This window comes from Pseudomonas sp. 14P5.3.2 (assembly GCF_057799175.1).
In genome coordinates this window covers 90684-103112 of sequence record NZ_JBYOKU010000012.1, presented here as the reverse complement: position 1 = coordinate 103112, position 12429 = coordinate 90684, and the positions used below count along the sequence as shown (strand labels likewise).

Genomic DNA, 12429 nt, shown 5'->3' with positions numbered 1-12429 from the left:
GAGTGACAGCATGAGTCAGGAATGGGATGCCGGTCGGCTGGACAGCGACCTCGAAGGCGTAGCGTTCGATACCCTGGCCGTACGTGCCGGTCAGCACCGTACGCCGGAAGGCGAACACGGTGATCCGATGTTCTTCACTTCCAGCTACGTGTTCCGTACCGCCGCCGACGCGGCTGCGCGGTTTGCCGGGGAAGTGCCGGGCAACGTTTACTCGCGCTACACCAACCCGACCGTGCGCGCGTTCGAAGAGCGCATCGCCGCGCTGGAAGGCGCCGAACAAGCGGTCGCCACCGCCACGGGCATGGCCGCGATCATGGCTGTCGTGATGAGCCTGTGCAGCGCCGGTGATCACGTCCTGGTGTCGCGCAGCGTGTTCGGCTCGACCATCAGCCTGTTCGAGAAGTACTTCAAGCGTTTCGGTGTGCAAGTCGACTACGTGCCGCTGGCCGATCTGTCGGGTTGGGATGCGGCGATCAAGCCGAACACCAAGCTGCTCTTCGTCGAGTCGCCGTCCAACCCGCTGGCTGAGCTGGTGGATATCGCCGCGCTGGCGGAAATCGCTCACGCCAAAGGCGCGATGCTGGTGGTCGACAACTGCTTCTGCACGCCTGCCTTGCAGCAGCCGCTGAAACTCGGCGCGGACATCGTCGTGCACTCGGCGACCAAGTTCATCGACGGTCAGGGCCGTTGCATGGGCGGTGTGGTGGCTGGTCGCAGCGAGCAGATGAAAGAAGTTGTCGGTTTCCTGCGCACCGCCGGGCCGACACTGAGCCCGTTCAACGCCTGGATCTTCCTCAAGGGCCTGGAAACCCTGAATCTGCGGATGAGGGCGCACTGCGCCAACGCTCAGCAACTGGCCGAATGGCTGGAGCAGCAGGACGGTATCGAGAAGGTTCATTACGCCGGTCTCAAGAGCCATCCGCAGCATGAGCTGGCCCAGCGTCAGCAGAAGGGCTTCGGTGCGGTGGTGAGTTTCGAGGTCAAGGGCGGCAAAGAGGGCGCGTGGCGCTTTATCGACGCCACCCGCTTGATCTCGATCACCGCCAACCTCGGTGACAGCAAAACCACCATCACCCATCCGAGCACCACCTCCCATGGCCGTCTGGCGCCACAGGAGCGGGAAGCTGCTGGGATCCGTGACAGCCTGATCCGCATCGCGGTCGGTCTGGAAGACGTGGCGGACCTGCAGGCCGACCTGTCCCGCGGTCTGGCGGCGTTGTGATCGAATTGTCTACTCCGAAGGCGGGCACCCATGGCCGCGTGGCGCTGGTCACCGGTGCCGCGCGTGGCATCGGTCTGGGCATTGCTGCCTGGCTGATCAGCGAAGGCTGGCAAGTGGTGCTGACCGATCTGGATCGTGTGCGCGGTTCGAAAGTGGCGAAGGTGCTGGGCGAGAATGCCTGGTTCATCGCCATGGACGTGGCGGATGAGAGCCAGGTCGCGCTGGGTGTCGCCGAAGTGCTTGGGCAGTTTGGTCGTCTCGATGCGTTGGTGTGCAACGCGGCGGTGGCAGATCCGCACAACATCACCCTGGAAAGCCTTGATCTGGCTTACTGGAACCGGGTGCTGGCGGTGAATCTCAGTGGGCCGATGTTGCTGGCCAAACATTGTGCGCCGTATCTGCGCGCGCATAACGGCTCGATCGTCAATCTGGCCTCGACCCGTGCGCGGCAGTCGGAGGCTGATTCTGAGGCGTATGCGGCGAGCAAGGGCGGCTTGTTGGCGCTGACCCATGCGTTGGCGATCAGCCTCGGGCCGGAGATTCGCGTCAATGCGGTCAGCCCGGGCTGGATCGATGCACGGGATCCATCCGCACGCCGTGCCGAGCCGCTGGCCGATGCCGATCATGCGCAGCATCCGGCGGGCAGGGTAGGGACGGTCGAGGATGTGGCGGCGATGGTGGCGTGGCTGTTGTCGCGCAATGCCGGGTTTGTCACCGGGCAGGAATTCGTCGTTGATGGTGGCATGACCAAGAAGATGATTTACACCGAGTAGATCGCGTTCTTCTCCTGAATTTGCGTCAAATGGGCTGCCGTCTTCGCGAGCAAGCTCGCTCCCACATGAGGAATGCATTTCCCTGTGGGAGCGGGCTTGCTCGCGAAGGCGGTCTCGCAGGTGGGAAGCAATTTTGTCTTTTTCAGAAAAACTTCAATCCTGCTATTGACTTAGGTTCGCTACCTGCGTAAATTTCGCGGCCTCGGAGATGCAAACGGGTGATTAGCTCAGCTGGGAGAGCGTCTGCCTTACAAGCAGAATGTCGGCGGTTCGATCCCGTCATCACCCACCACTCCCCGAGAAACTTGCGCAAGCAAGAGGTAGGCTGAAAGTGCCTCCACCGACGCGCAGCGGTAGTTCAGTCGGTTAGAATACCGGCCTGTCACGCCGGGGGTCGCGGGTTCGAGTCCCGTCCGCTGCGCCATATTTTACGAGTCAGGCATTGTCTGATTCGCGATTGAAAAGCACCGAAGCTTTCAGTCAAAACGAGTTACTTGAGCGCAAGCTTAAAGCGATACGCAGCGGTAGTTCAGTCGGTTAGAATACCGGCCTGTCACGCCGGGGGTCGCGGGTTCGAGTCCCGTCCGCTGCGCCATATCTGTTTCAAGGACCACTGAACGCCTTGAAACACCGAAAGCAACCGTTGGTTGTTTCGGAATCGATAGCAAAGACCCTGGTCGAAAGGCCGGGGTTTTTTGTGTCTGAAATTTGCTATTTCCCTCCTTTTCCTCCTGCCCACACCCTGACTCCAATACAAATTCCCTTGTGGGAGCGGGCTTGCTCGCGAAAGCGGTATGTCAGTTAAAAATGGGCTGCCTGACACCACACCTTCGCGAGCAAGCCCGCTCCCACAGTGGGTTGCCGGTTTGCTCGGCGATCTGCTGCGGTGCCACGTCGCATTGATTTTTTGATTCTTTAGTCAAATTTTTGTAACTGGTTGTTTGCCGGACGCTCAGAAACCTTTAAAGTTAACCTTTCGGTCAGCTTTGCACTGTCAACACGCCCTTTGTTTCGCCAAGAAGGGCTTCTGCAAGACTCGAGATTCCCAGTAGATAACCAGAAGGGCGGACACATAACCGCCCAGAGGATGATCCATGTCCAACCGTGATATATCCCGGCGCTCGTTCCTCCAGGGCGGGCTGGTGGCGGGTGTGAGCGTCACGCTCACGCCGCTCAGCAGTCAGGCGCTGGCTGCCTTGATGGAAAACAGCGTAACCGTGCCGTCCGAAAAGTGGCTCGGCCACAACGGCAAGGCACGCCAACGTAACGACGCCTTGTCCAAGGTCTGCGGCAGCAAAGTGTTTGCCCGCGACATTCGCTCCAAGGACATGCCGGGCTGGCCTGAACAGCAAGGCCACGCCATGCTGCTGAAAACCATCAAGGCTGACCGTATCTACGCCGGTTACGACCTGTCGTGGCTTGGTGCCGACTTGCAACCTGACCGTATCGTCACCGCTGCCGATCTGGACAAGGACGGCATCGTCTTCCCGGAAGAGCACGCGCCGGACCCATTGCTGCCGGAAGGCAAAGTGCCGATGTTCATCGGTCACCCGGTGGCGATCCTGATCTGGAACGATTTCGAGCGTTTCCGCCAGGCCAAGAACAAACTCAAATTCAATGACAAGGCGATTCGTTACGGTGCACAAGTGCCGTACTACGAAGGCGACCCCTATGGCAGCTTCCGCTACGTGCGTGTGGGCGGCCCGACCTCGGCCGACGAAGACGAGTTCGCCAGCCTCAAGGACTCGATCCTGTTCCCGATGCTGAAGAACCGTCGCCCGGTATGGAATTCCCAGCCGAACCTGCACGGCAACCTGACCGAGCGCGGCCTGTTCTACGCCGATCGCATGAAGCAGCAGATCGACACGCCGCCGGACAACTGGCTGGTGTTCGACGAGCGTTACAAAACCCCGTCGATCGAACCGGCCGCCATGGAGCCAGACAACGGTAACGGCTGGTACGACCCGGCAACCAAGACCCTGCACTTCGTGGTCGCCACTCAGTGCCCGCTGGAAGCCGCGACCGAAACCGCGAAAATGATCGCGCCATCGCGCTTCGGCCTGGCGAACCTGAACATGCACCCGGGCTACACCGTGGGCTACGGTTCCAAAGACCACAACATCTTCGTCTACTACGCGGCCCTCGCTGCGCTGTATGGCGCTGGTGTGCCGATCCGTCTGGCCAATGACCGCTACGAGCAGTTCCAGAGCGGCATCAAGCGTCACCCGTTCGACATCCGCTACCAACTGGCGGTGGACAAGAACGACTACAGCTTCAAGATTTTCCGTGCCGAGATGAGCGTCGACGGTGGCGGCCGTATCAACTACAGCCCGTCGGTAGCGGCAGTGGGGGCCACGGCAGCCCAGTCGATCTACTACATGCCGCAGAACGATCTGCAGGTCACCGCTTACCACTCGCGTGGTGTTGAAGCGGGTTCGATGCGCGGTTACGGCACCCTGCAAAGCATGGCCTCGACCGAAATGATGGTCGACGAAATCGCCAATCGCCTCGGTGTCGACGCGATTGATCTGCGTCGCAAGAACGCCTTGCGTTCGGGCATGAAAAACACCCAGGGCGCGATTCCGGCCGGTGCTCTGCGCCTGCACGAGATTCTCGACAAGGCCTCGGTGCACGAAGTCTGGAAAAACCGCGACGCGATCAAGAAGCAGCGCGAAGCTGCCGACCCGGACAACTGGTACGGCGTGGGTTTCGCTATTTGCCAGAAAGACTTCGGCACCGGCTCCGAAGCGCCGATGGCCAGTATCGAGTTCACCGCCGAGGGGCGCATCACCCTGCGTCACATCGGTATCGAAATCGGCACCGGCATGTCCACTTCGCAAGCGCTGGTTGTTGCCGATTTCCTCGGCAGCCCGGCACACGACGTCAAGACCGGCGAAACCGAATGGAAGGAAATGCAGCTGATCACCAGCGGCAACCCTTACATCATGAGCCAGGCCGAGCAGGACAACCTGCTGCGCAACCCGCGCTGGGTCGGCAAGCTGGCCTCGGCGTCGTCCGCGACCAACTCGGCTTACTACTTCAGCCACGCCACCCGTGAAGCGGCGCGCGTGCTGTTCAACAACGGCTTGTGGCCGGCGGCCATGGAAATCTGGCGTCAGGGCCCTTACGGCGGTCAAGCCAACCCTTATGTCGTGCGTCGTGAAGATGCGCATTGGGTCGACGGCAAACTCACTGCCAACGGTATGCAGCCATTGAGCTTCGAAGAGCTGGCCAAGCATGCTCACGAGCGTGGTCTGGTGACCGGTGCCACCGTTCACGCATTCAACCGCTGGAGCTGGGCCGAGGCCGAATACAGCATCGACGGCGTGCGCGAGCGTCTGCCGCTCGACGGTCTGGCGGTGAAGTACGGTGATGGCGCGCCGAAGGCGAAGAAAGCGCTGATGAGCACAGCGGGTTTCCACCTGTTGGATCGTCAGAACATCAACTACCCGGTGGTCCAGTTGAACAACGCTGCTGTGACTTACTACAGCCCAGTGGCGACGCTGGTAGAGCTCAAGGTCAACAAAGGCTCGGCGGAAGTCGAAGTGCTCAACCACCATTCGTGGGTCGAGTGCGGTCGGGTGCTGGTCGAAGAACTGGTCAAGGGCCAGCTCGAAGGCGGGATCGCCATGGGCATTGGTCACGCGCTGATGGAAGAGATGCCGCTGTACGAAGGCGGGCCGGGGGAGGGTGACTGGAACTTCAACCGTTATCGCCTGCCGATGGCCCGTCACGTGGCGGTGTGGAAGCAGACCGCGGAGATTCTGCCGCCGCTGTCGCCAAGCGATCCGTCCAAAGGCATCGCCGAAGTGGTGATGATCCCGGTGGTCGGTGCCATCGGTAACGCCGTGGCGCACGCCATCGGTAAACGTGTTCGCGATCTGCCAATCACTGCAGCGCGCATCAAGGAGGCCCTCAATGGCTAACCGTCCGCTTCAACTGACCCTCAATGGTCAATCCGTCGGCCCGGTGGACATCCCTGATGACCTGCCGATGATCGACTATCTGCACGAATACAAGAACCTCACCGGTTCACGCCTGGGCTGCGGCCAGGGCATCTGTCACGCCTGCGTGGTGATTGTCGACAACCCGGACGGCACCAGTGAAGAAGTGCGTACCTGCATCACTGGCGCGCATTACTTCGAAGGCAAGAAAGTCCGCACCATCGAAAGTCACGCCAAGCGTGATGAGAGTGGTCAGGTTACCGAGCTGAACCCGATTCAGCAGCGCTTCGTCGACGAATTCGCCTTCCAGTGCAGCTACTGCGCCCCGGGCTTCGTCAACGCCGCGACGGTGCTGGTAGAGAAGCTGCAGCGCCAGCCGATCGTCAAAAGCCAACTGGAAAAAGTCATCGAGGACAGCCTCGGCCACCACATCTGCCGTTGCACCGGGTACGTGCGTTACTACAACGCCACGCGCAACGTGCTGACGGATCTCGGTCTGGTCAAGGAGGGTTGAGCATGAAGCATCTATTGACCCGCCTGACCCTGGCGGTCGGGCTGGCTGTGCCGGTGTCGTTTGCTCACGCTGATGATCAGGTCAAGCGCGGCGAATACCTTGCCCGCGCCGCCGACTGCATGGCGTGCCACACCGCGCCGGGCGGTGCGCCGTTTGCCGGCGGGCTGCCGATCGTCTCGCCGTTCGGCACGATCTACGGCACCAACATCACCCCGAGCAAAGAGCACGGCATCGGTCTGTACAGCGATGACGAATTCTTCGCAGCGCTGACCGAAGGCAAGCGTCGCGACGGGGCGAATCTGTATCCGGCGATGCCCTACACCTCGTATCACCTGGTGCCTCGGGAAGACTCGGATGCAATCCACGCTTACTTGAAAACCATCGAGCCGATCGAGCGCGCCGCGCCGGTCACCAGCCTGAGTTTTCCGTTCAACGTGCGTCCGGGCCTGATCGGCTGGAACATGATGTATGGCAAGGCCTTGAAACTCGAGTCGGGCGAAGGCAAAAGCGAAGCCTGGAAGCGCGGCCAGTACATGGTCGAGGTGCTCGGTCACTGCGGCGAATGTCACACGCCACGCGGCCTGCCGGGTGCGATGCAATTGGACAAGCGCCTGACCGGCGGCATCCTCAACGGTTATCTGGCACCGAGCCTGCTCGCCACCGATCTGGCGGCGCGCGGCTGGAATCAGCAGGACCTGAGCACGTTCCTCAAGCACGGCATGAGCGCCCAGGGCACGATGTTCAACGAGATGTTCCCGGTGTTCCACAACAGCACCCAGGGCCTGAACGATCAGGATCTGGCGGCGATGGCGACGTTCCTGCTCGGCGACAAACCACCAGTAGCCAAAGAGCTGGCTGAAGTGTCGCTGGACAAACTCAGCCCGAGCGCCCAGCGCGGCCGTCAGGAATATTTGAACGTCTGCGCCGGTTGTCATGCTGCCGGTGGCGAAGGCAAACCGCACATCGCCGTGGCCATGCGCGGCAACACCACGCTGCGTCTGGAAGATCCGCGCAACCTGGTGCGAGTGATCGAGGACGGCATCGGCGAGCAGAAATTCGCCGGGTTCGAACACATGCAACCGATGCCGGGTTTCGCCGACAAGCTCAGTGCTGAGCAACTGACCGATCTGCTGAACTACCTGCGGCAAGGCTGGGGCGGTCAATCGGCAGCGTTGGCGGTGAGCGACGTGCAGAAACTGCAGGCTGACGCTCCGGCCGTCGAGCACAAGGCGCACTGACATGCAGCATCTCGATCTACAGGTTGTGCGGCGGGCACTGGAGTGGTCGGTGGCGGGGCAGCGCATTTGGCTTTGCACCGTGCTGACCACCTATGGCTCGGCGCCGCGTGCGCCGGGTTCGCTGCTGGCGGTGAACGAAACCGGCCAGTGGATCGGGTCGCTGTCCGGTGGCTGCGTCGAGGAAGATTTTCTCGAGCGCGTGGCTGAGGGCGCGTTTCTCGATGCGGTCAACGTCGTGCGTTACGGTGAAGGGGATGATCCGCGCTCGCGGGTCAGCCTGCCCTGTGGCGGCATTCTCGACGTACTGGTAGAGAAATTTGACGCCGACTGCGAGGTGCAGGCGCATCTGCGTGAGCTTGAAGCAGCGTTGCTCGGTCAGCGCCGTTTGATTCGCGAGGTCGATCTGGCCAGCGGTGCGCGCAGTCTGTTCGCGGATCGCGAGCAGGGCGCACGCATCGAGCGCGAGATCGACCGGGTGCGGATTCGCATCGGTGCCGCTCAGCGCTTGTTGCTGGCGGGTTACTCCAGCGTGGCGCAGGCCTGTGCCGAGTTCGCGGTGGGTCTCGGCTTTGAGGTGATTCTCTGCGATCCGCGTGATGAAGTACTCGAAGGCGTGGTACTGAATGGCGTGGAGATTCGTCGGCAACTGCCGTCGGTGTTCATCGCTGACGGCGGTTGTCATCGCGATACCGCGGTGGTGGCGCTGACCCATGATCCGCGTATCGACGATCTGGCGATGATGGAAGCGGTGCGCACCGAGGCGTTTTACATCGGCGTCATGGGCTCGCAGCAGACTTCGCAGAAACGCTTCGAGCGCTTGCGCAGGATTGGTGGGCTAGGGGAGGTTGAACTGGCGCGGATTCATGCGCCGATCGGCCTGAACCTGGGCAGCAAGACGCCCGCGGAAATCGCCTTGGCGGTGCTGGCGGATATCTTGCGGATTCGTAGCGGGATTGCTCGGGATCAACTCTGATCTGGACTTTGCAAATATTTGTGGCGAGGGAGCTTGCTCCCGCTGGGCTGCGCAGCAGCTCTTCTTTTTTGGATAAAGGAGGCGCCGCTTCGCGACCCGGCGGGAGCAAGCTCCCTCGCCACAGTTGTTTGCCAGTCAAGAAAACTGATCAGAAACCCAGCTTGTCACGCAGTCCGTAATACCACGCACCCAGCGCCGCAAATGGCGTACGCAGCAACTGCCCGCCCGGGAACGGGTAATGCGGCAGATCGGCAAATGCATCAAAACGCTCGGCCTGTCCGCGCAACGCCTCGGCCAGCACCTTGCCGGCCAGATGCGTGTACGTCACACCATGGCCGCTGCAGCCTTGCGAGTAGTAGATGTTGTCGCCCAGGCGCCCAACCTGCGGCAGACGCGACAGGGTCAGCAGGAAATTGCCGGTCCAGGCGTAATCGATCTTCACGTCCTTGAGTTGCGGGAATGCCTTGAGCATTTTCGGGCGGATGATCGCTTCGATGTTCGCCGGATCCCGCGCGCCATAAACCACACCGCCGCCGAAGATCAGGCGCTTGTCGCCGGTCAGTCGGTAGTAGTCGAGCAGGTAATTGCAGTCTTCGACGCAGTAATCCTGCGGCAACAGAGTTTTCGCCAGCTCATCGCCCAGCGGTTCAGTGGTGATCACCTGGGTGCCGCACGGCATGGATTTCGCCGCCAGTTCCGGCACCAGATTACCGAGGTAGGCGTTGCCGGCGACGATGATGAATTTGGCCCTGACCTTGCCTTGCGGCGTGTGCACCACGGGGTTGGCACCGCGCTCGATGCGCACGGCGGGAGATTGCTCATAGATCGTGCCGCCGAGGGATTCGACGGCGGCGGCCTCACCCAGCGCCAGGTTCAGCGGATGAATGTGGCCGCCACTCATGTCGAGCATGCCGCCGACGTATTGATCGCAGGCGACCACTTCGCGGATGCGGCGCTGGTCGAGCAGTTCCAGTTGCGTGTGGCCGAAGCGCTCCCACAGGCGTTTCTGCGATTCCAGATGGCCCATCTGCTTGGTCGTCAGCGCGGCGAACACGCCGCCGTCCTTCAGGTCGCACTGGATGTTGTACTTGGCGACGCGCTCACGAATGATCCGGCCCCCTTCGAAGGCCATCTGCCCGAGCAGTTGCGCCTGCTTGGGGCCAACGCTGCGCTCGATGACGTCGATGTCGCGGCTATAGCTGTTGACGATCTGCCCGCCATTACGCCCCGACGCACCGAACCCGACCTTGGCCGCTTCCAGTACCGTCACGCGAAAACCGTTCTCCAGCAGAAACAACGCCGAGGACAGCCCGGTGTACCCGGCGCCGATCACACAGACATCCGTCTCCACATCATCCTGCAAGGCCGGACGTGGCGGTACGGCATTGGCCGACGCAGCGTAATAAGACTCTGGGTAAGGGGTGTTCGCCATCCTGCAGCCTCTGTTTAATATATTTTACGAGTGCGTCGATCCTACCCGAGTTGAAAAACCTCCGCCAGCCACCGGAAAAATCTTCTCTACCGGCCCGAAATTAAATATTTTGCATATTCATAGGGTTAGGTGAAAAAAAGGTGTTGACACCCCTCCGGAATTCCGTAGAATGCCGCCTCACAGCAGGCACGTAGCTCAGTTGGTTAGAGCACCACCTTGACATGGTGGGGGTCGTTGGTTCGAGTCCAATCGCGCCTACCAAACAAAATCCGCTCTGCTGGGCGGTCTGGAAGGGCTCACCGAAAGGTGGGCCCTTTTTTGTTGTCTGCGATTTGCCAAAGCCTGCTCAACCGGCCTCGTCGATCACTTCTCATCTTTCGTTACCTTGAACGCTTAGCGTGTTTCGAAATAACACGACCACTGCATATGATTTTCTGTTTCTTTTTGGATCCGTCGAAAAAGTGCGGATATTGAAGGGCTTACCGGTATTTTTAACCGACCGGTTATCAAAAAAATGTTGTTGCTGTTCGTGAACTTCAGTAACATCTGCCCCGCGTTCACCACCACGGTTTATGCATTTTTAAATCCCAAGCTTCCATCAGCTGCTTGGGATTTTTTTTGCCTGCGATTTGGCAATCCCTCCCTTTGTTCCCCCAGCTTTCGCACGAAGCCTCCCGCGATCCACGATCGCGCATGGGCGAAGCCTCGATTTTTCGACTACTACTGACTGGCGTTTCCAGGGCTTTCTCAAAGGAGTTCGTCGATGCTGGCTCACTGGTTTCTTGCCGCAATTCATCTATTGGCTTTTGCCTTGGGCTTCTGGGCGGTATTGACTCGTGGTACGGCGTTCAGCCGCATGGCGGCGGGTGTCGGCGAGGCCAGGCGTGTTTTGCTCGCCGATAATCTGTGGGGGATTGCCGCGCTGGTTCTGCTGGTGACCGGGGGGATGCGCGCCTTTGGCGGCTTTGAAAAGGGCACTGACTACTATCTGCATCAGCCGTTGTTTCATTTGAAGATGGCGTTGTTCGTACTGATTCTGCTGATTGAGCTGGCGCCGATGATCACGCTGGTCAAATGGCGGATCGCGTTGGCGCGGGGCAAGGCGTTCGATACCGGGCGTGCAAAGCTGTATGCACGGCTCAGTCACATCGAGGCGCTGCTGCTGGTGTTGATGGTGATTGCAGCCACCGGCATGGCACGCGGCGTGATGTTCGGCTAGCAGGGAGCAATTCTCTGTGTTCTCTCGGAAATGTCTGACAGCCAAGCTTGGCAGTCGCAGGTAGTATCGCGCTGCTGGGGAGAGGGAAGGGAGCGAATGAAGCGGAGAGGAAGGGCATGTGTCAGGCGCCGTGCCCAGTGAGTGGACTGGGGAGCGGATGGCAATACGGCGCGTGAATTTTTAGCCAGTCATTACGCAGAGGCAAACGAACTGGCTACTGACTGCGGGGTGGCTCAAGGCGTTTGTGGCTTGTCCGGGGCGGTCAGGCCAGCCTGAATGCGCTGATAGATCTCTTCACGGTGCACGGCAACGTTTTTCGGGGCGTTGATGCCGATACGGACTTGCTGACCGCTTACGCCGAGGATGGTGATGGTGATGTCATCACCAATGTTTATGCTTTCACCGACTTTGCGGGTGAGTATCAGCATGGTCTTCTCCTTGATTGCTTTGTAGGGCACCTGATTCAGACAGTGCAGAGGTCGGTGGTACGTATAGATTAGTGCGAAGTCTCACGGTTTGGGTGCCTCTTTCTGACGCGCAGATGTGGCATTAATTCCCAGGGCGTAACTATACAGAGGCTGCAATCATCAATCTCGTTGTTTTGTGCCCATTTTGCGGGCCTCGCGAAGTATTTATGAATGTTAAGATCGGCGCTTTGTGATTTTCGAGGAAAGCGTTGTGCGCAAATTGGTCTGGATGGTCGCGGCACTGGCATTGGCAGGGTGTGGTGAAGGCAAGAGTGTAGATGTGCAGAAGCCGAAAACGACAGTCGCGGCCGCGCCTGCTACGGCATCTGCTCCGCAGTGGGACCTCGAAGTACGCGGCGAAACGCCCCAGGCTGTCAGCGATCTGAGTGGCTGGTTGATCGAGCATGCATTCGTGCCGACCGTGATCAAGGACAGCAGCGGCAAGACACGGATCCTGATCGGTCCGTTCAACTCTCAGGCCGAGGCGCAAGCTCGCAAGGTAGAAGTGGATGCGGCATTGGTGAAAGCCAAGAAGCAGAATGTCGAGTCGGTCATCGTGGAGCATCCGCTCGCGCCGTAAGCAGCACATTCAGCGGAGCGGCCTAAAGGGCATCGCAGGTGACTCGTCTTATACGAGTCAATCACGA

Annotated in this window: 10 protein-coding genes and 4 tRNA genes; 12 read left to right on the top strand and 2 right to left on the bottom strand. The window is 60.1% G+C overall.

The genetic code is table 11. The annotated features are described in order from the left end of the window. Window positions 1-10 precede the first annotated feature (10 nt). The 9 genes from AC27VU_RS12550 to AC27VU_RS12510 all read left to right on the top strand — a co-directional run bounded on the left by AC27VU_RS12550 (window position 11) and on the right by AC27VU_RS12510 (window position 8664). A complete protein-coding gene (locus tag AC27VU_RS12550; RefSeq protein WP_488724178.1) occupies window positions 11-1222 on the top strand; it encodes an O-succinylhomoserine sulfhydrylase in 1212 nt (403 codons plus the stop codon). After that, the gene (locus AC27VU_RS12545) at window positions 1219-1995 is read left to right on the top strand and encodes an SDR family oxidoreductase (RefSeq protein ID WP_003226413.1); all 777 of its coding nucleotides are present in this window, start codon (window positions 1219-1221) and stop codon (window positions 1993-1995) included. The genes AC27VU_RS12550 and AC27VU_RS12545 overlap by 4 nt, the downstream gene beginning before the upstream one ends. A gap of 216 nt (window positions 1996-2211) precedes the next feature. Then, window positions 2212-2287, top strand: a tRNA-Val gene (locus AC27VU_RS12540). Window positions 2288-2342: 55 nt separating this feature from the next. After that, window positions 2343-2419, top strand: a tRNA-Asp gene (locus AC27VU_RS12535). A gap of 94 nt (window positions 2420-2513) precedes the next feature. After that, window positions 2514-2590 (top strand) — tRNA-Asp (locus tag AC27VU_RS12530). A gap of 499 nt (window positions 2591-3089) precedes the next feature. Beyond that, on the top strand, window positions 3090-5921 hold the full coding sequence (locus AC27VU_RS12525; RefSeq protein ID WP_139055549.1) for a xanthine dehydrogenase family protein molybdopterin-binding subunit: 2832 nt from the start codon (window positions 3090-3092) through the stop codon (window positions 5919-5921). Beyond that, entirely contained in the window at window positions 5914-6453 is a 540-nt protein-coding gene (locus AC27VU_RS12520; protein ID WP_003226408.1) for a (2Fe-2S)-binding protein, read from the top strand. Before AC27VU_RS12525 ends, AC27VU_RS12520 begins: the two co-directional genes overlap by 8 nt. A 2-nt stretch (window positions 6454-6455) precedes the next feature. Then, window positions 6456-7691, top strand: a complete 1236-nt coding sequence (locus AC27VU_RS12515) for a c-type cytochrome (protein ID WP_488724177.1) — start codon at window positions 6456-6458, stop codon at window positions 7689-7691. A 1-nt stretch (window position 7692) separates the two neighbouring features. Continuing rightward, window positions 7693-8664 carry an XdhC family protein gene (locus AC27VU_RS12510; RefSeq protein WP_488724176.1) on the top strand — a complete coding sequence of 324 codons (972 nt, stop codon included), beginning with the start codon at window positions 7693-7695 and terminating at the stop codon, window positions 8662-8664. A gap of 148 nt (window positions 8665-8812) precedes the next feature. On the opposite strand, the gene AC27VU_RS12505 is transcribed toward AC27VU_RS12510, so the two are convergent. After that, window positions 8813-10096 carry an NAD(P)/FAD-dependent oxidoreductase gene (locus tag AC27VU_RS12505; RefSeq protein WP_003226404.1) on the bottom strand — a complete coding sequence of 428 codons (1284 nt, stop codon included), beginning with the start codon at window positions 10094-10096 and terminating at the stop codon, window positions 8813-8815. 184 nt (window positions 10097-10280) lie between these two features. Between AC27VU_RS12505 and AC27VU_RS12500 the strand changes: the two genes are divergently transcribed. Together AC27VU_RS12500 and AC27VU_RS12495 are read left to right on the top strand one after the other, a co-directional pair. Further along, window positions 10281-10357: transfer RNA gene (locus AC27VU_RS12500), tRNA-Val, on the top strand. A 502-nt stretch (window positions 10358-10859) separates the two neighbouring features. Further along, a complete protein-coding gene (locus tag AC27VU_RS12495; protein WP_488724175.1) occupies window positions 10860-11315 on the top strand; it encodes a DUF2214 family protein in 456 nt (151 codons plus the stop codon). 233 nt (window positions 11316-11548) lie between these two features. On the opposite strand, the gene csrA is transcribed toward AC27VU_RS12495, so the two are convergent. Continuing rightward, window positions 11549-11743: a carbon storage regulator CsrA gene (gene csrA / locus AC27VU_RS12490; protein WP_003179932.1), complete on the bottom strand. Its 195-nt coding sequence runs from the start codon at window positions 11741-11743 to the stop codon at window positions 11549-11551. 250 nt (window positions 11744-11993) lie between these two features. Between csrA and AC27VU_RS12485 the strand changes: the two genes are divergently transcribed. Next, on the top strand, window positions 11994-12362 hold the full coding sequence (locus AC27VU_RS12485; protein ID WP_003226400.1) for an SPOR domain-containing protein: 369 nt from the start codon (window positions 11994-11996) through the stop codon (window positions 12360-12362). Window positions 12363-12429 lie beyond the last annotated feature (67 nt).